The organism is Parasulfitobacter algicola (genome assembly GCF_013315265.1).
In the GTDB taxonomy this organism is placed as follows: domain Bacteria; phylum Pseudomonadota; class Alphaproteobacteria; order Rhodobacterales; family Rhodobacteraceae; genus Parasulfitobacter; species Parasulfitobacter algicola.
In genome coordinates this window covers 110,133-127,812 of sequence record NZ_JABUFE010000001.1, presented here as the reverse complement: position 1 = coordinate 127,812, position 17,680 = coordinate 110,133, and the positions used below count along the sequence as shown (strand labels likewise).

The following is a 17,680-nucleotide window of genomic DNA, read 5'->3' as shown; positions in this document are numbered from 1 at the left end:
GAGTTTGGTGTGGGGGTCCCGGACATGATCCGGGACCTCTTGCATGTTCCACGAGGCCCCGGATCAAGTCCGGGGCTGCGCAGGTAGCTTAATAGTTCGACTGAAGCTGGACGCAGGTATTGGTCTGCGTGTTGTACATTCCGCAGCCAAGCTCTTGCCAATCAGCCTTTAGAACAGCGGACTCAGGCAGAAAATCTGTCCAGGCGTCGCCCGGCACTTCCTCGGTCTGGCTGATGATGTCGAACTGACCATCGTCTTGAATTTCACCGATCAAAACCGGCTTGGCCAAGTGGTGGTTGGGCAGCATGATGGCAGTACCACCGGTCAGGTTCGGGAACTCTTGCCCATACATGGCCTCACGAACCGCATCAACGTCGGTTGTGCCAGCAGCCTCAACCGCATTCACCCACATGTTGAAGCCGATATAATGCGCCTCCATCGGGTCATTGGTCACGCGATCTTCGCCCATACGGGCTTTCCATGCGGCGATGAATTCTTCGTTGGCTTCCGAGTCTGCGGATTGGAAGTAGTTCCACGCGGCCAGGTGACCGACCAGGTTTGTAGTGTCGAGGCCCGAAAGCTCTTCCTCACCGACCGAGAACGCCACAACAGGGATATCATCGGCCGAGATACCAGCCGCCGCCAGTTCCTTATAAAAACCGATATTCGCATCGCCATTGATCGTGCTGATCACGCCAACCTTCTTACCGTCGGCACCCAAGGCCACAACGTCCGAGACAATCTTGGACCAGTCCGAATGCCCGAAAGGCGTATAGTTGACGAAGATATCTTCGGCCGGAATACCGTTATCCTTCAGATATTGCTCAAGAATTTTGTTGGTGGTTCTTGGGTAAACATAGTCCGTGCCAAGCAGCGCAAATTTCTCAACGCCCAGTTCTTCCAGGAAATAATCCGTAGCCGGGATCGCCTGCTGATTGGGTGCCGCACCGGTATAAAAGACATTCTTTGAACTTTCTTCCCCTTCGTACTGAACGGGATAGAACAGCAGACCGTTGAGTTCCTCGATCACAGGCAGAACGGATTTGCGGCTGACAGATGTCCAATTGCCAAAGATTACGTCAACTTCATGCACCGTCAGCAATTCTCGTGCTTTTTCTGCAAAAAGCGGCCAGTCCGAGGCAGGGTCGACGACAACAGCTTCAAGCTGTTTACCCATGACACCACCTTTTTCATTCTGCTGGTCAATCAGCATCAACATGGTGTCTTTCAGCGTTGTCTCTGAAATCGCCATCGTACCGGACAGCGAATGCAAAACACCGACTTTGATCGTGTCTTCCTGTGCGGCGACGGATAATGTCATGCAGCCCAATGCAAATGCACTGACGATAGTGTTTGTAATTTTTTTCATGGATACCTCCGTGCGGAGGGCATCTCATGCATCGTTACTTCCAATGACATTTTCATTCCCCCACAACTTCCTATTGCTTTTAAATCTGACGTTGATCAGATGCCCGTTTCTTTGGGTCGTCCTAGGCTTGCGAATGGGGAAGTGGCACGCAATCTGTCATGGCGTCTATTTCGAGTCGCTTATGGAACTTAGCTTTAATTTTGATCTGAAATTCTGCGGATGACTACTTTTAAGGCTGTTTATTTTCAAGAAATTGCAAGAAATTCATGCGGCTGGTGAAAAAACGGGCGCTGCTTTTGCGCCCGCACGCCAACCAAAAGACTGAATATCAGCTAAATACTTCGGCCACGTTATTCGTGGCAATGCCATCTTTGATCTCGCGCAGTCTGATATAGATCATCGCAATGACAACACCGCTGAACCCGTACATTAAAGCATTGGCCAGACTATTGATCGCGATATAAAGCATGATATCCGCATTCGATATAGACGCCGCAGAGGGCAGAACATCAATCGCGAAAAAGTCCAGGCCAATCAGATAGGTTGATAAATACGCAAGAGGCGCCATACAGATAATCACAATAAGACCCGCAAGCATGATAAGCCCAATGATCGGCCAGCGATAACTGACGGTCAGCTCAGCACTTCTTGCAAGCCCCTGAAAGCCTTTACCTTCTATGATAACGGCCGGTGTGACCACGGACCAGACGGCATATATCCAGATACCTGGCACAATTAAAAGAACAAGGCCAAATCCACCAAGAAGGCTGACCACGGTGGATAAGATGGTAAGTGGTAACAGATATCTGAATGCAGTCTTTGAGTAATGTGTATAGCGCAGGGGTGTGTTTGATCGTAAATCATACGCCAGCTGCACAATAATCGCGATGCAATAGCTAAGCATGATCTGTTGTATGATGAAGGCAAGAATAGCATAGCCACCGTAAATCGCAGACAGATCTGGGTTCAATCCCAAGGCAATTTCTTTTCCTGCTATCACAAAATGGGACATCATCGAGATACAGGATAAAAGAAACCCAATCACAAAGATCGGAAAGAATTTTCTGAAAAGTATTGAAAAGCTTTCACTTAAAACCGCGCCTACGCCAAAAGGTTCTTTTTCAATGTAAATGTCTGACATCGTCTAAATTCCTTATTACGACCTTGAAGTTCTCAACTGAAAATCTCAGCAATATTTTGCGTCGAATATCCTTCTTTTATCTCGATCAACCTAAAATAGGTAATGGCAGATGCAATACTGAAAAACACCATTGATGTCATTGATATCACAGCTGACATTATCCAACCGATCCAAGTAATATCGAGCGGAAAGAAAAAGGTCGGTAAAAATGTGCAAATGACTGCGAAGACCCCCTTCAACACTACAAGACACAAGATCGGCCAACCATAGCCTGCGGCCAGCGCCTTGCTGCGACTCGGCGAGAAATACCGATTGTCTTCTATCATCAATGTCGGAATAAGAACGAAAAACCAGACTGCAAAAATCAAACCTGGAATGATTACCAAAAGACCTATGATGGTGACAAGATTTGTGATGAAGCAGACAAAGAAAAGCGGGACAATAAGACGAAATGTTTTAGCGAAGTAACAAAGTGGCCGAACCGGTTCACTTTTCAAGATGCCACGCACCAAACATGCGATGCATCCCGCGGCAATACTGCTAGCCAAAACATTGATTACGAATAATCTTATAAATGTAAAAACACCCGTTATCCATGATATCGTGGATGGATTTGCAGTTCCGCTTGTTGATAAAAAATAATCCAATGTTAGAATATGAAAGGTTATAAAACGCGTCAAAATAGGCGCCAAAATAATCACGATGGCGGGGACAAATGAAAACAGAAAAAGCCAATGCATATTGGAAAAGAAAATACGGCCCGAAGTATCAAGAATGCTGCCCAGCTTAAGGGGTTCTTTTTCCATAACGTCCACTTTTAATGATCTGGTTTGCGTTTCAGATCATTACGCCCCGTTGTTTTTATTCCGTTCGGCTAGCTGATATTTATCGTCCCTCTTGTCTCCAAACAGTTGGCGTTGTTCCAGATGGGCACGTTGGGCGGCATAAAAAGCTTTCAGAAAATCGCGATGATCTTTTTTTTCAATCGGGTCACTGTAATCAATCTTGCGGCGGATGCGGGTGACAATGGCGTCCATCGTTTCTTCATTCCGGCGACGAGTTTCGTATGTGACTGTCTTCGACGTGTCGCGCTGCAGCAGGGTTTCCAACGTCTGCAATTCATATGCACCATAATGATCCATCTGGTGGGGCATAAAGGCAAAGCGTTCAGCATGCTGCACAGTCGTTGCGCGTGAAAGATCCGGCAGCAATCGCGCGACAGGTTTGTGGATGACATAAGTGCCCGCGATGAAATCGCCCAGTCGTTGACGCTTTTTGCTGAAAAACGGCCCGATCAAACAAGCCCCAATCCACGCAAGCGATGCAAGAACGCCCCAACCGTCCATCCCCGGCATGGTAAACATAAGAGCGATGGGCAAAAAGACTTCGGCTTCTTTCGTCAGGTTGCGCACCACAACGGCATGGGGCGTCAAGGACCGACCATCAGCGCTGACCACTTTGATCTTCAGCATCCGCTTGCCCAGCGTTTCGCCATTCCAGAACAATTCCGTCAGGATGTAATAGGGGATGCGGATAAAGAAAAACAGCAACGAACCGACGGCCATAACCGTTTCGCCGCGGCTAAGATCAACAATGGCAAGCATAATCACAATGGCAATCACGAATAAAAAGGTGATCAGGATATCCAAGATTTGTGCGCCCAGCCGAACGCCTAAACCTGCCGTTTCAAAAGTGATGGGGACGCCCTCGGGCGGCATGAAATCTTCGATCAGCCGCAGATTGCTTTTTCTGACCACACGTTTTGTTCTTGCCTTTTGGGTCATTTATTTTCCCGCCCGACAAAGACAAACCACGACAGCCACAGCGCCCCGATGCCCCATCCGATGATCAGGCGTGTGTTCATATCCTGTACCAATTGGCGGCCAAAGCCTTCTAGAATGGCGGCCGCAAACAGCATGATTGCAGCGACAATTGCCAGCTTAACCGCATCTTTTCCTTCTTCACGCAGCGCCTCAGTTCGTAAGCGCTGGCCGGGGAATAATACGGCACTGCCCAATTTCAGCCCACCACCGCAAGCAATACAGATTGCGGATAATTCCGTGACCCCATGGATTGAAAGCCACCCGGCGATATCCCAGCCCAAGCCGCGTTCCACATGCAGTGCGACAAACGCGCCAAAGATCAAGCCGTTGTAAAACGTCAGTAAAAACGCAGGCGCACAGGCAAAAATGCCCAGCCCAAAGACAAATATTGCAATTCGTGTGTTATGTGAAAACAGGAAACTGGCAAAGGCGCCAAGGCCGGAATGGGCTTCGTCTTGATAAATCACGCTGCGCAGGTATTCCGTGCTGGCACCGGGGCCGCGTCCGCCGGCCAGATCGGCAGGCAGGAACACGTCATACCACGACGGGTTTTCCAGAAACAAAAGATAGCCGGCAACGGCGCCCAGAAACATTGCCAGAAAACCCATCAGGACAAACAGTGCGGATCTGCGCATCGCTTGCGGCGCACTTTTCAGGAAAAACCGTGATACCAGCCCGCCAAGACGTTCTTGCGGGGCATAAACCGCCAGATAGGCGCGGGCGGTCAAAGCCTCAAGGTATTGCAGCAGGGCCTTATCCAGCGATATCTCACGCGCGACGGACAATGAATTGGCAGCCTGACGATAAAGCGATGCCAGATCACGCGCATCATCATAAGACAGGTTGTGCACACCACGTTTTTCAGCCGCAGTCACAATCTGTTCAAGCCGCGCCCAGTCGTTTTCGCGTTCCTGTCGGAACCGTGCCGACCGAATAAGGACTGCATTGTCCATCAGATCAGTTCCCGTGCTTTGATATCAAGATAGGTCGAGATCAACTTGGCCGTCACAGCCTTGGGATCGCTGTCGATGACAGTCACGCCCAACCGGTTCAGTTTTTCCATAACCAACTGTCTTTCGTTCTGCATTTGACCGGCTGATACCAATGTCGCCACATCATCCAACGTATCAGGGGCGGCATTTGCCATCGCGACCAGATCAGGATCGCGCAAGGCCACAAAGATAATCACATGCCGCTTTGCCAATACGCTGACATTTTCGACAAGCAATTCAGCCGTTGTGGTGTCGACAAAATCCGAAAACACCACGATCAGGCTGCGACGCGGCGTTCTGGCGTTCAGTTCGGCCATGGCCAGCGTGTGATTGGATTCCACACTCATGTATTCCAATTCAGCCGTACGGCTGCGCAGACGGGCAAAGGCCAGGCGGCCCGGTTCGGGCGGCGTAAATATTCGCGGCCGCGCGTCAAAGGCGTAAAGCCCAACCTGATCGCCACCAATGGCCGCAGCCCAAGCCACAGCCAAGCCGGCATTCACAGCATGATCGATCTTTGGCAGCCCGCCAATTTCTTCGCGCATCAGATGACCGTTATCCAGTGCGATAATGACGTGGTGGTTACGTTCAGACTGCATGTCCTTGGCCATCAGCGTTTGATAGCGGGCGGATCTTTTCCAGTCGATTGATCTGATGTCCATGCCTTGCACGAATTCACGCAGCTGATGAAATTCAGACCCTTCGCCGACCAGCCGGTTTTCTTTCACGCCGTACAACGTGGATTGGACATGTGTCGTGATCTCGCCCGATTGAACGGGACGGATATTGGGAACGACACCAACAGACAAATCCACCTTCATCTTGGGTGTGAATTCCAGAAGCTGAAGACGCGACGGCCATCGAAGCCAAATATGCGATATAGTGCAGACCCCGCGTCGCACCGCGCGCATGGGCACATTCGCAATGCCGGATCCGTCTTCGGCAGTTTCAAATTCGATATCGGATGGCCCGTCCAACCCGCGGGGCCACGGAACACGGGCCCCCAAGCCATAGGCTGACCGATAAACGCGCAAGGACAGATGGCCTGTTTCACCCACAAACAATTCGGTGGGTGCGCCAGCCTCGACCGGGACACGCCCGCGCCAGGACAAAAAGAAATCCAGGCCCAGTAAAACGCCCAGCGCGACCCAGACGACAAGGGCCGCATCACGCAAACCCCCGCCCATGGCGACCGCCAGAACAGCGATCGCCATAGCGCCAATAGACAGCGCCAACAGTCTGATGGATGGACGGATCAGCGGGGGGCCTCGATCTGGTTCAGGATGTTTTCCAAAACATCAGCCGAGGTTCTGCCTTCGATTTCGGCCGTTGGGCCAAGCACAACACGGTGGCGCAGGGCAGGGATATATAAACGTTTCACGTCATCAGGTATCGCAAAATCGCGTCCCTCAAGCGCTGCTGCCGCGCGGGTCGCCCCGGCAATGGCATCCGCTGCACGTGTCGATGCCCCATGTGAAATTTCCGGATCGTTCCGTGTAGCGCGTGCCAATCGTAGAATATAGCCAAGGATATCATCATCCAGTCGGATGCTGTCGACCAATGCACGACCCGACGCCAGTGTTTCAGGATCAACCACATCGCCCAGCATTTCGGTGCGCGAATTCATGTCCAGCGGCTGTGCGGCATGCAGTTTCAGGATATCCAGTTCGGCATCCGCATCCGGAAAATCAATGATCAGCTTGAACAAAAACCGGTCAAGCTGCGCTTCGGGCAGGGGGTATGTCCCTTGTTGTTCGATCGGGTTTTGCGTGGCGATGACAAAGAAATTATCACCAAGCGAATGGTCCGACCCATCAATCGTCACGGTCCGTTCGTTCATCGCCTGCAAAAGTGCGGCCTGTGTTTTGGGGGGCGCGCGGTTGATTTCATCAGCTAACAGAATTTCGCTGAACACCGGCCCTTTGGTCAGGTTAAATTCGCTGGTGCGAAAATCAAAGATACTTGCGCCCAGCACATCGCCGGGCATCAGGTCGGGCGTGAATTGGATACGTCCGAAATCTAGCTTTAACGCGGCTGCAAAGCTGCGGGCCAAAAGGGTTTTCGCCGTTCCGGGCGGGCCTTCTAACAACACGTGGCCACGTGCAAAAAGCGAGATTAACAGCATGTCAATCGCGTCATCCTGGCCTTGCACAGCTTTGCCAATCTCGGATCGGATAGCGTCGGCTGCGGCGCGTAATTCATCTAAGGTCATGTTTCACCTGTTCTAACAATGTCTCAAAATCATCAACATACCCGATGGCGTCTGCGCTGGGGATATCACCAGGCAGTTGCCGTATGCTTTGTGTCAACGACATAAAGCGGGATGCAATCTGGGGGTCTTTTCGGTTTAGAAAACGTTCAATTTCTTTCAACGCCGTACCATGCTTGGCAAAAGCCGGGCCAAACAGGTCGGTGGCAAAGCTGGTCAGTCTGACTTCAATATAGTCGGACAAAAGTGCGCCATCATGGCCAGACAGGCGTAACAATCGTGCCCGTGCCGCGATGGATGCGGCCTTTTCCGCAGATGGTCCATCATCAAACAACCGCCGTGCGGCGCCATAACGGACACTGGATCGCCAGATAAACAAAACCGATAGCGCAATAAATCCAATCCAAAGCAGACTGAACGGGAATTCAAAAAAGCGACCCAGATCAGCCCAACTGCGTTCCGGTTGAACATGGGTAAAGGTCTGTCTGACCCAAATCGACGTTGAATAGTCAATCAATATACGTCCATCGCCCGCAAGATCAGGCAACAATGTTGAAGCGATCAGCGCATTGTCACCCAACCGAAGCCCGTGATTGTTCAGCAGATCAGGATCCGACAAAATCCATACCTCGTCATGGGCAGCATAGGTATCGACCCCAAGGATTTTACAGCGACCCAAGATCATTTCCTGGGCGTCGCCAATCAAAGGAACACAGTTCGTTCCCGTGAATGTTTGTGCGGCGTATATTTCAGCAGAAAACCGGTCCTGACCAAGTGTGACCGGATATCTTGTAAAACCGGCATCCGCAAACTTAACACTGCCGGGATTGCCGGTAATTTGTCTGATCAATCGGGACAGACTGGTTTGTTGCACCACCAAATCAGGGTGGGCATAGCCAGTTGATGGCATCCCAAGGCGCCATTTGGGCAAAACGACAATTGTCTGAATAGTTGATATCTTGTCGTCCAAAACGCCATAATACATATCAACGATGTCTTGTTGATCGAATTGTTCTTGCTCAGTCGTAGGTTGGTCGAATGCGCGTGATAGATTAAGATCGTACAATGGTATGATCCGTAAGCCGATAGTCTCGGTCTCGATTGTCCAGCCACCGTTGAATGTCTGGGCATCGACATCGTTTTCGGTCAGCCACGTATGCAAGCCATCCATACCAATTGCTGATTTTTTAATATTTTGCGATGTTCCGCCGGACAATAGCCAAAACACTACAAAGACCGCAACGACCACAACAGCGATAATCACGATTTCCGGTGAAATGCCTTTTTTAGACGGGGTACTCATCTATCTGCCCCCAAAAAGTGGGCGCATTGCAGCAAGATGTGTCTGAAACACATCTTCGGCCACAGGGCGGTCGCCGAAATGGGCCAGCTCTGCCTCGCGGGTGACGTTTCGCAAGGCCATGAGATGTTGCCAGTCGCGCGGCAACTTGCGCAAGGCATCACGGGCCGTCCAACTGCGCTGCAGCCGCAAATTGTTCATTTGCGCCGCGCGGACCAACGCACTGCGCATCAGTTCTGTGATCGCAATCTGCCGATCTGTAATCGCTTCGATCTGATCCAGTTTTGACGGCGGTGCGGCATGTACAACATCAGCATGATCATTATCCGACCGTTGTCTTGCAGTATTATCCGGATTTTTCTGAAACGTCGTCACGCTGACGCCGCCAAATTTCATGAACAAAAAGATAATACCGCCCAATATAACAGCGCAGATCACGAAAATAATAACGCGCGCGCTACCGGCGACGGCCTCTGAGGCTCCTGATGTGATTTCACGCGGTTCTGGTATGGTGCGGTCCGGGCTTTGCCTGTTCAACAGATCCGGCAACGGTCTGTTTGGATCAAGATATGTCACATCGTTAGCCAGCCGTGTTCCATCAATGGCGTCTTGATATGCCTGCCCGCTTTCTGTTTGTTCAAAATCAAGACTGACAATGGCACCATCCTGGGCTGCCAAGCTTATCGGCATAAACACTGCCGAACACATTGCAAAAAGAAATAATAAAATAGCTCTCATTGAAAAAACTGGTACGCACGAAAATCATTCTGCGCAAGATGCTTCATAGCGTTTTTTATCCGGTGCAGCCTTTGGACACAGGGGAAATGTGTTAACCATTGAAATCAAGTTTCATTGCGAAATCCTTAAAGTTGTGCCATGCATGCAATGATTGTTTTTGGACCGCTTCTAGTGCAACCGCGCAACATTATTGCGCTTGTCAGAACTGCAAAAAGGTAAAGAAGATCAACGGCTTTACTTAAAAACTGACTTTGTTACACTGAATATGTCATTACGATTCTAATCATATTGCGTTTGGATTTTGTTTTGGCGGCAAGTCGACGTTACGTTTTTTAACAATTGAAGATATTTTTTAGTATATATGTTAGTCAATTTGACGCCTGTATGAAACCATAAGGGCATACGCATAAACTGGGCTGGGGGGCTTTAGTGGGTTTGCGGTGTCTGTACCAAGTGCTCTGGACCGATATGATTGAGAAAACATTCAAGATAAGTCACGGTTTTGCCGTATGTTTTTCTGTCTATACTGATCCTTTGCCCGCCAAAGGGGTGCAGTTATGAACCAACCAATCAGATCAAGTTCTGCAGCAGTCAGACCACAAGTCGTGATGCCAACGGCCAGATCAGCGTCTTCTGGAAACAATGTCCAGGTAGAACAGACAAATTCGAATGAGACCGCTCAACAAAACCGCAGTGTGCGTCCCGTGCGTGTTCTGATCGCAGGCGAAGCCGGGTCAGGTAAATCTGAACTGGTTAAATTTCTGGTCGGTGAAAATCCTGTTCCCGAAGATCTGAAAATCGGCGATATGCCTCCTGTGATTCTGCGGTTCGGCGAAACGCACAGAACAAGTGCTGGCTGGTGGGGCGGTGAACGCAAGCAATTCAGCGGTATTGATATCGCGGCAGCCGTTCAGGAAAAACCTGACTATATCGCGTTGCATGTTCCCAACCCGTTCTTGAAACGGATAAACCTGTTTGACTTGTCCGGCACACATGATCCTGCGCGTCTGCAAGAACAGTTTGTTCGTGTGGCACAGCACTCTGAGATCGTTTTATGGTGTACCGATTCCGCCAAGGGCTGGAGCGAGGCTGAAAGCAATTTGTGGTCCCGCATCCCGGCACGCATGGCCGATGCCAGCATGTTGGTTGTCACCCATTCCGGTCAAGAGCAGGACAAGATTTCGCTTAGCCGATCATTGCACCGTCTGAAAACAAAAGCAGCCCCGCTGTTCCATTCGATGATCCCGCTGGCCACCAATCGCGCCATTGATGCGGCCCCGGGTGGGCAAGTGGCGAATATGGATGTGTGGACCGAAAGCGGTGGCAAATCGCTGATTTCGGGCATTCTGTTTTTGGCAAAATCTGTTCGTCAGGCCGAAAAGAAAGAAGGCGCTGCACTGAAAGCCAATGCAGCCGCTTTGCGCAAAGCCTTTGCAAATCCGGATACACCACGTGGTGGCAGACCAGCAGCCCGCCCAACCAGTGGCTTTGGTGGTGTAAACGCCCAGCCATTCGGGTCAGCACGCCCGCAAGCAGCGGAAGCTGCCCCACAAGTTGCGCCGTTGATCGTACTGGATGAAATTCCGGATATTGATCTGGAAGAAATTCTGGATAAAGCGCCTGCTGTTGTCGAGCCATCTCAGAAATCATCTGAAAATCAGCTTTTGTCTTACTTGTATGCGCAAACGGATCAACTAGTTGACCTGGTTGGTACGGATGATGAATTTGACGAACCTGAATTTTTGTCGATCTGTACACAAACCCTTGATGAATTTTCGTACCGTCTGTCGCAAGCAACACTGCGCGATGACGCGGTTTGGGTCGAAGAGCAGGTACAAGAAGCCGCTGAATTGCTGATTTTGTTGCAGTTGGAAGGTGGCGATCAATCGCTTCTTGATGCAGCTGCCATCGTTCTTCAACTGGGTCGCGATGTGTCCTGGGCTGTTGCGGCCTGACTTGCTGCTCATCAGTCCTGACGGCCTTCTTCGCTTAGAACGTCACTTTAACATCAGGTAAAGACAACGCGTTGATCAGGTCGCGCAATTCTTGGCGTGCCGCAATATTCGACATGCTGATCTGAGAAATTCCCACATCGCGCAAATCAAGCAGCGTTAGACCGCGCGGAAATAATTCGCGAAAAACGACGCGTTCACTAAAGCCAGGCGCCACCCGAAACCCGATTCTCTTGGACAGGTTTTCAAGCGCTTTGCCCATCTTTTGTTTATTCACCATTTGCTGCGTTCCAAGCCGGTTGCGCACCACAACCCAATCGATCGGATCAAGCCCCGCTTGCGCCCTGCGTTGCCGTGCGCCCCAAACCATTTCCGAATAAACCGATGGCCCAAGAATTTTACCATCGTCACTGTTAATCCGCGCCAGCAAATCAAAATCGACGAAGCTGTCGTTCAGGGGCGTGATCAGTGTGTCGGCAATCGAATGCGCCATCTGGCTTAGCCGCGTGTGCGAGCCGGGGCAATCGATCAGAATAAAGTCGCTTTTGCCCTGCAAAGCCTCAACCGCATCAGACAGTCGGCGATCATAGATATTTTCGCCAGGGGCCAGTTGGCTTTGGTCAATCTGCGGTAAATCGTGATAACTGGGTGTCGGCAGATCCAGATCTGATTTTGCCAAAAACGCCTTGCGATTTTCAACATAACGGCCGGTTGTATGCTGGCGCAGATCCAGATCAAGCACATCAATCCGAAGCCCAAGTCGGGCCAGCGCAGTCGCCACATGCATCGAAACCGTCGACTTGCCTGCGCCGCCCTTTTCGTTTCCAACAACGATGATATGCGCCAAGACAGGCCCCCGAAACGTTTCACACTGTCAAGCAGCGCTGTGGTTATAGGACGGCCGAGCGGCAATGAAAAGTTCACTTGGCGCGCAAAATGAAAAGGCACTGATCCGTCGACTGTGTAAAAACACACTCTGCATTCGACGATTTTGCACTCTTTAACCTTGTCAAATCATATAACAACTTCCAAATAGATTATATTAAGTGCTTTCTGTTTGCCCCGCGTTTTTATTTCTGGGGCTGTTCGGATTAAAAATATAAAGACAAGATAGCAATGGATATGACGATAAGGGAATTCACGCGTAAGTATTGCCAACGTAGTAACAAGATGGCTTTGCTTAGTTATTTCGGTAATTTAATTGTATATTTTTTCACCTTTTGGCTAGCGCTGCAGGCGATAGCCTATTGGTGGCTTGTGATCCCGATTGTAATCGTAAACTCCTTTGCGGCTGTGCGTCTTTATGTATTACAACATGACTGCGGCCACGCATCACTTTTTGAAACAAAGCGCCTGAATGATATGGCAGGATACGCTGTGTCGATTTTCACGCTGACGCCGTACTATGCCATGCAGTGCAATCATAACGCCCATCACACCCATATCGGCAATCTGGATGAACGCGATTCCGGTGAAATCTATACGATGACATTACGCGAATATCAGACGGCACCATTGTGGAAACGGGCCTTTTACCGGCTGTATCGCAATCCCTTACTGATGCTGCCAATCGGTGGTTTTTTCGCCTTTGCCATTCGCAACCGCTGGCCCAAGAACACGCTTAAGATTGGTGTCTGGGGTGTGCTTGTTCATAACCTGGCAGTTATGATTTGGTTGGGCATCATCTATGCGATCTTTGGTTGGGCAGGTCTTATCGTTTACGCCGGAACGGTTCTGTGCTCTGGGATCATTGGTGTTTTCATGGTCTATCTTCAGCATAATTTCGAAGATACCTATTGGGATCGTAAACCTGATTTACGGTTCGAGGCGGCCGCCCTGAAAGGGGCATCTACGCTAGATCTTGGCTGGTGGTTTGATATCGCGACGGCCAATATCTCGTACCATGATATCCATCATTATAATGCCCGCATCCCATCATATAACCTGCGCCGGTGTCATCATGACATGCGCGAAGTCTTTGATATGCAGGTCATCCGCTGGCCCCAAGCCATCCGCAATTTCAGCTTGAAGCTGTGGGATGAAGATCAAAAACGCCTTGTACGCTTTCCAGGGCCAAAACAATCTATTTCGACATCCGTTTCGGCAAAGCCCTAGCGCCTTAATTCATGCAGATTGGGTTCGACTTTGCTTGCGAAACCAGAACAAAAACGGCATGGCGACCAGATACATTGTCAGCCCATAGACACCCGATGGCAAACTAAAAGGTGGCAGGTTCGATGCGCTTTCTACGATCAGCGATCCGACCGTAATGCCCAACGTACCGTTCTGAATGCCCGTTTCCAGTGAAATGGCGATTGAGTCCTGTGTGTTCAGCCCGAAAAGCCGGGCCAATCCCAGCCCCAACAGTAAAAAGACGATATTCAGGCCAATCATGATCGGTGCCAAGGTCGCCAAATTGGAAACCAATACCGACCAGTTTGCTGCGATTGCGCCCAGAATGGTCAAAACAAATAAGGTTGTTGCAATCCGAAAGGCGGCAGTTTCAATCCGCAATGTAAAGGCAGTTATAAAGTGGCGCAAAGCAACCCCAATGGCGACTGGCACAGTCGTGATCAGAAACATCGCAACCGCCAATGTCGTCACATTGATCACGGGTCCACTATCACCCATGAAATAATCGGCCGAACCAGCGACCAGAAAAGGCACCGTTACTACGGCCAACAGGCTGACAATTGCCGTCAGCGTGATCGACAGCGCCAAAGTGCCGCCCGCCAGTTTCGTCAATATGTTTGATGTCACCCCGCCCGGACAAAACGACAGGATCATGACCCCGACGGCCAGTTGCGGTGGCAAGGTCACAATCTGTAACGTCAAAAACGTAATCACAGGCAACAGCAAAATCTGGGCCGTGGCGCCCACCAGAAATGCTTTCGGCACCTGCACAACACGTCCAAAATCGCCCAATGTCAGGCTGATCCCCAGTGAAAACATGATGAATGCCAGTGATAACGGCAATATAACGTCCAGAATGATCTCCACGCAGTGCTCCTCCTTCGCGGGATATTTTTGGGATGGTGAAACGTTTGACCAGCCAACACAAGCCGCTTGATCAAAATCGACAATGCCATCAAATCAGGCGACAAGTTTATTGACATTCTGCGCGTATGATTTCAGTGATATCCCTGTGCTTTGCACTGCGGTCCCGTAGCTCAACTGGATAGAGCACCTGACTTCTAATCAGGATGTTGAGGGTTCGAGTCCTTCCGGGATCGCCATTTCTAAAGTATTTGACGTCCGACATCTAAAGTCCGTTTTTGCGACAAAAAACGGGTTTTTGATGAAGGTGATGAGCGGACTTTTATTTACACAATGATTTCAAGGGACTGCGCCGAACCTGCAATCTCGACCTATCCAATCATCAACAGATACGGATGGTGTTGACAGCTGGAACAAAAACAGTTCACTGAATGTTCCATGGGTTCCGGAACCTCTCATTTTTGCTTGCCCGGTGGTCGTTGATCGTCGGGCGACTGCTCAAGGCCATCCTTGTGCGATGAAAGGATTCTCTCATGACCCTATCCCAGACCACCATTGCGTTTCACACTCTTACCTTCCATGACGACCTACCTGAATTGCGGGATGTCGAAAAGCGTCTGACGAATTTCCTGAAGACAACTCGTGAGAAGGCTCAGCGCGCTGAGATCGCGGCAGGTCGCACGACGGATGATGACCGCGTGTACGCGTACGATTTGATCGATGACGCCGACAAACAGCGGATCAAAGGGCGCGCCATTTGGTTCCTTGAACGGCAGCAAGCTGCGTCTGGCATGCAGCATCTTTCTGCAGAAAACCGCGTCAGGCTGACGGCCCTCAGAGGTGGGCTTCCGGTTGCCCGTGTTGCCACGGAGCATGAGGCCGATGAGATCGCCGCAGCGCTTCACGCTGAGATGCCATGGATGTCTCAGGCCACCGAGGCCGTCTGGCATGGTCTGCGTGCATCTGCTCGGGAAGGGCTGCCCGGACTGCGATTCAACCCTCTTGTCTTGGTCGGCTCTCCCGGGATCGGTAAAAGCCACTGGGCGCGTCGCCTGGCGCACCATCTTGCGGTACCGACGACCATGATTGATGCGACTGGTGAACCCGCAACGTTTGCACTCGTCGGATCTCAGCGCGGGTGGTCCAGCGCCACACCAGGCAAGTTGATGCAGACGGTTTTACGCAATCGACACGGCGGGCCATTAGTCATCGTCGATGAAGTGGAAAAGGCGGGCGATGTCCACTCAAGCAGAGGCACGCGTCACTCGCTGACCGACGCGCTTCTTCCATTGCTTGAGCGAATGACAGCCGCGACATGGGAGTGCCCCTTTTTCCAGATCAAATGCGATATGTCCTGGGTGAATTGGGTGATGACAGCCAATAGCCGCCAAGGCTTGCCTGAGCCCCTGCAAAGCCGTTGCCAAGTCTTGGACCTCCCTGACCTGACGATGGGCCAACTGCGGCAATTTGCAGAGATGGAGGGTGCCCGCCGGTGCTTGCCGGATCCTGCAATGGAAGCCTTAATGGACGTCTTCGACTTCGGGGCGATTGCAAACACTGGACTGAGCCTGCGGACAGTCAGCCGGATGCTCGACCGTGCCGAGACATTGGCCTACCAGCCAATGCTGAACTGAGTTCGCGCCGTGAATTATCAAACTATTCCGGACCATAACGGCGATATCGTCGTTCTGGGCGATCTACATTACGACAGCTACAGCCGCTTCTCCCTAAACCCAATTGATCAATGGGCTCTGCAGGACATCGTCTGGAACGCCGATGCCTTGATCCTCGCCGGCGACCTGACAAACGGTCCAGCTGATCGCTGGACGCAGGTCTTCCAATATCTTTCAGAGTTCATCCTACCTGAACGGATTTACGCGCTGCCTGGGAATCATGATTTCTACTCGGGCCATCTGACCGACGATCATATTTTGGAAAGGGTAGCGAAGAACGCTGGGGCGCACTTTGTACAGAAAACAGCTCTGCTGCATGGTGATACGCGTATCTTTTGCTGCACGTTATGGACCGATTATAACCTGAGTGGCGAGCCATCTATCGCCATGCGTAACGCTGACTTGCTGATGGCAGACTATGACATGATCGGAGCCCCACTAGATCTTAACCCCCCCGCCGACAGTATCCCGATTATGCGGCGGGAACGCCGGTTGAAACCAAGGGAAATCCTTCGCGTTCATCAAGATCATCGGGCATGGCTGGCTGATAGTTTGGCCAGCCAGCATCCCATCGGATCACATGGCAAAACAGTCGTTGTCACGCATCACGGCCCCCATCCGGCTGTCGCTGGCAAGATCGATACACTTTCTGCGGCCTTTCACTCAGACATGAGCGATCTGCTCATTCAGTATCGTCCAGACACATGGTTCTTTGGGCATTCACATCGACGGTTTCGCGCCAAAGTTCATGGAACGGATATCAGGAATGTGTCCATTGGATACGCGGGTGAGTTGATCGATGAGTCGGTTTCATATCTGCGGGATGCTTGCGTATGGAAAAACTAGGTATGACTTGCGGTGGGCCGCGTAGCTATAGGATTTCACCGTAGACTTTGTCAGTCCATGCGTAGCATACTCTCCAGTTCCATACGGATCATTTCGTTCACGGAATTGCCGTCCGCGTGGCTACGACCAATTGGTTGATTTGCTGGTTGATTGCCGAACGGAACGGACACAGCGTCCGCTAACATATCCAGAATAGCAGCACCGCCTGCGATGCCCCACAAGCCTGCGTAGTTGCGGAAGACAGGTCTACAAATTCCCGCCTCTCGTAAAACATCCATGAACTCAGCATTATAGGGGACGCAGTCAAGCTTCAGGAAGATAAGTGTTCAATGTCTCACCAGCAGTGACCAATGGCGTCGCAAACTCTGGAGTTGACAATATTCTATGAAGAACACAAGCTTAACTCCACACGGAAACTTATGCATTTTTGAAAGCTGAGAGGGGCTATTATGACCGAAGAAGAAAAAATCAGAGAAGTTATGATTAAGTTGGTAGAGAATGGCATCTATGACCTTGAGAGCTTTGCTGAGGACTTGGCGTCAAAACTATCAGACAACTGGGATCCGTCTATCGAAGGCGGTGGAGAGCTGGTCGGTGGTTGGTACGTCTTAAGAGAAGGCAACTGATAGAGCCAAGTTAT

General features: G+C 50.8%; 17 protein-coding genes and 1 tRNA gene. 6 read left to right on the top strand and 12 right to left on the bottom strand.

All coding sequences use genetic code 11. The annotated features are described in order from the left end of the window. Positions 1 to 88 precede the first annotated feature (88 nt). From urtA to HRQ87_RS00580, 9 genes are all read right to left on the bottom strand, one after another. Positions 89 to 1,321, bottom strand: a complete 1,233-nt coding sequence (gene urtA / locus HRQ87_RS00620) for an urea ABC transporter substrate-binding protein (RefSeq protein ID WP_174135324.1) — start codon at positions 1,319 to 1,321, stop codon at positions 89 to 91. A gap of 376 nt (positions 1,322 to 1,697) precedes the next feature. Next, positions 1,698 to 2,510, bottom strand: coding sequence for a hypothetical protein (locus tag HRQ87_RS00615; protein ID WP_174134422.1), 813 nt, complete (start codon positions 2,508 to 2,510; stop codon positions 1,698 to 1,700). Positions 2,511 to 2,542: 32 nt separating this feature from the next. Next, positions 2,543 to 3,316, bottom strand: coding sequence for a hypothetical protein (locus HRQ87_RS00610; protein WP_174134421.1), 774 nt, complete (start codon positions 3,314 to 3,316; stop codon positions 2,543 to 2,545). Positions 3,317 to 3,355: 39 nt separating this feature from the next. Beyond that, positions 3,356 to 4,294, bottom strand: a complete 939-nt coding sequence (locus HRQ87_RS00605; RefSeq protein ID WP_174134420.1) for an RDD family protein — start codon at positions 4,292 to 4,294, stop codon at positions 3,356 to 3,358. After that, the gene (locus tag HRQ87_RS00600; protein WP_174134419.1) at positions 4,291 to 5,286 is read right to left on the bottom strand and encodes a stage II sporulation protein M; all 996 of its coding nucleotides are present in this window, start codon (positions 5,284 to 5,286) and stop codon (positions 4,291 to 4,293) included. The genes HRQ87_RS00605 and HRQ87_RS00600 overlap by 4 nt, the downstream gene beginning before the upstream one ends. Next, the gene (locus HRQ87_RS00595; RefSeq protein WP_246251599.1) at positions 5,286 to 6,539 is read right to left on the bottom strand and encodes a DUF58 domain-containing protein; all 1,254 of its coding nucleotides are present in this window, start codon (positions 6,537 to 6,539) and stop codon (positions 5,286 to 5,288) included. The genes HRQ87_RS00600 and HRQ87_RS00595 overlap by 1 nt, the downstream gene beginning before the upstream one ends. 41 nt (positions 6,540 to 6,580) lie before the next feature. Continuing rightward, complete coding sequence (locus HRQ87_RS00590) at positions 6,581 to 7,537, bottom strand: AAA family ATPase (protein ID WP_174134418.1); 957 nt, start codon at positions 7,535 to 7,537, stop codon at positions 6,581 to 6,583. Then, positions 7,524 to 8,837, bottom strand: coding sequence for a hypothetical protein (locus tag HRQ87_RS00585; protein ID WP_174134417.1), 1,314 nt, complete (start codon positions 8,835 to 8,837; stop codon positions 7,524 to 7,526). Before HRQ87_RS00585 ends, HRQ87_RS00590 begins: the two co-directional genes overlap by 14 nt. Then, entirely contained in the window at positions 8,838 to 9,524 is a 687-nt protein-coding gene (locus tag HRQ87_RS00580; protein ID WP_174134416.1) for a hypothetical protein, read from the bottom strand. It lies immediately after the preceding gene. Between the two features lie 605 nt (positions 9,525 to 10,129). Between HRQ87_RS00580 and HRQ87_RS00575 the strand changes: the two genes are divergently transcribed. After that, positions 10,130 to 11,527 (top strand): hypothetical protein, encoded by a 1,398-nt coding sequence (locus HRQ87_RS00575; protein ID WP_174134415.1) that lies wholly within the window; start codon positions 10,130 to 10,132, stop codon positions 11,525 to 11,527. 34 nt (positions 11,528 to 11,561) lie between these two features. Here HRQ87_RS00575 and HRQ87_RS00570 read toward each other — a convergent pair whose 3' ends face one another. After that, positions 11,562 to 12,371 carry a division plane positioning ATPase MipZ gene (locus tag HRQ87_RS00570; RefSeq protein ID WP_174134414.1) on the bottom strand — a complete coding sequence of 270 codons (810 nt, stop codon included), beginning with the start codon at positions 12,369 to 12,371 and terminating at the stop codon, positions 11,562 to 11,564. Between the two features lie 323 nt (positions 12,372 to 12,694). Between HRQ87_RS00570 and HRQ87_RS00565 the strand changes: the two genes are divergently transcribed. Further along, complete coding sequence (locus HRQ87_RS00565; RefSeq protein WP_246251597.1) at positions 12,695 to 13,639, top strand: fatty acid desaturase; 945 nt, start codon at positions 12,695 to 12,697, stop codon at positions 13,637 to 13,639. A 9-nt stretch (positions 13,640 to 13,648) separates the two neighbouring features. Here the strand turns inward: HRQ87_RS00565 and HRQ87_RS00560 are convergent, their stop codons facing one another. Then, positions 13,649 to 14,524: a bile acid:sodium symporter gene (locus tag HRQ87_RS00560; protein WP_174134413.1), complete on the bottom strand. Its 876-nt coding sequence runs from the start codon at positions 14,522 to 14,524 to the stop codon at positions 13,649 to 13,651. Positions 14,525 to 14,683: 159 nt separating this feature from the next. On the opposite strand from HRQ87_RS00560, the gene HRQ87_RS00555 reads away from it, so the two are divergent. The 3 genes from HRQ87_RS00555 to HRQ87_RS00545 all read left to right on the top strand — a co-directional run bounded on the left by HRQ87_RS00555 (position 14,684) and on the right by HRQ87_RS00545 (position 17,040). Next, positions 14,684 to 14,760 (top strand) — tRNA-Arg (locus HRQ87_RS00555). A gap of 294 nt (positions 14,761 to 15,054) precedes the next feature. Beyond that, a complete protein-coding gene (locus HRQ87_RS00550; RefSeq protein ID WP_174134412.1) occupies positions 15,055 to 16,155 on the top strand; it encodes an AAA family ATPase in 1,101 nt (366 codons plus the stop codon). A 9-nt stretch (positions 16,156 to 16,164) separates the two neighbouring features. Then, positions 16,165 to 17,040, top strand: coding sequence for a metallophosphoesterase (locus HRQ87_RS00545; protein ID WP_174134411.1), 876 nt, complete (start codon positions 16,165 to 16,167; stop codon positions 17,038 to 17,040). 50 nt (positions 17,041 to 17,090) lie between these two features. Here HRQ87_RS00545 and HRQ87_RS00540 read toward each other — a convergent pair whose 3' ends face one another. After that, entirely contained in the window at positions 17,091 to 17,318 is a 228-nt protein-coding gene (locus tag HRQ87_RS00540) for a hypothetical protein (RefSeq protein WP_174134410.1), read from the bottom strand. Positions 17,319 to 17,489: 171 nt separating this feature from the next. Between HRQ87_RS00540 and HRQ87_RS00535 the strand changes: the two genes are divergently transcribed. Next, positions 17,490 to 17,666, top strand: a complete 177-nt coding sequence (locus HRQ87_RS00535; protein ID WP_174134409.1) for a hypothetical protein — start codon at positions 17,490 to 17,492, stop codon at positions 17,664 to 17,666. The last annotated feature ends 14 nt before the right edge of the window (positions 17,667 to 17,680 follow it).

Bases quoted from the DNA above. Each gene is read 5' to 3' on its own strand.
- urtA (WP_174135324.1), bottom strand. From the start codon at position 1,321: ATGACATTATCCGTCGCCGCACAGGAAGACACGATCAAAGTCGGTGTT.
- HRQ87_RS00615 (WP_174134422.1), bottom strand. From the start codon at position 2,510: ATGTCAGACATTTACATTGAAAAAGAACCTTTTGGCGTAGGCGCGGTT.
- HRQ87_RS00610 (WP_174134421.1), bottom strand. From the start codon at position 3,316: ATGGAAAAAGAACCCCTTAAGCTGGGCAGCATTCTTGATACTTCGGGC.
- HRQ87_RS00605 (WP_174134420.1), bottom strand. From the start codon at position 4,294: ATGACCCAAAAGGCAAGAACAAAACGTGTGGTCAGAAAAAGCAATCTG.
- HRQ87_RS00600 (WP_174134419.1), bottom strand. From the start codon at position 5,286: ATGGACAATGCAGTCCTTATTCGGTCGGCACGGTTCCGACAGGAACGC.
- HRQ87_RS00595 (WP_246251599.1), bottom strand. From the start codon at position 6,539: ATGGCGATCGCTGTTCTGGCGGTCGCCATGGGCGGGGGTTTGCGTGAT.
- HRQ87_RS00590 (WP_174134418.1), bottom strand. From the start codon at position 7,537: ATGACCTTAGATGAATTACGCGCCGCAGCCGACGCTATCCGATCCGAG.
- HRQ87_RS00585 (WP_174134417.1), bottom strand. From the start codon at position 8,837: ATGAGTACCCCGTCTAAAAAAGGCATTTCACCGGAAATCGTGATTATC.
- HRQ87_RS00580 (WP_174134416.1), bottom strand. From the start codon at position 9,524: ATGCCGATAAGCTTGGCAGCCCAGGATGGTGCCATTGTCAGTCTTGAT.
- HRQ87_RS00575 (WP_174134415.1), top strand. From the start codon at position 10,130: ATGAACCAACCAATCAGATCAAGTTCTGCAGCAGTCAGACCACAAGTC.
- HRQ87_RS00565 (WP_246251597.1), top strand. From the start codon at position 12,695: ATGGCTTTGCTTAGTTATTTCGGTAATTTAATTGTATATTTTTTCACC.
- HRQ87_RS00550 (WP_174134412.1), top strand. From the start codon at position 15,055: ATGACCCTATCCCAGACCACCATTGCGTTTCACACTCTTACCTTCCAT.
- HRQ87_RS00540 (WP_174134410.1), bottom strand. From the start codon at position 17,318: ATGGATGTTTTACGAGAGGCGGGAATTTGTAGACCTGTCTTCCGCAAC.
- HRQ87_RS00535 (WP_174134409.1), top strand. From the start codon at position 17,490: ATGACCGAAGAAGAAAAAATCAGAGAAGTTATGATTAAGTTGGTAGAG.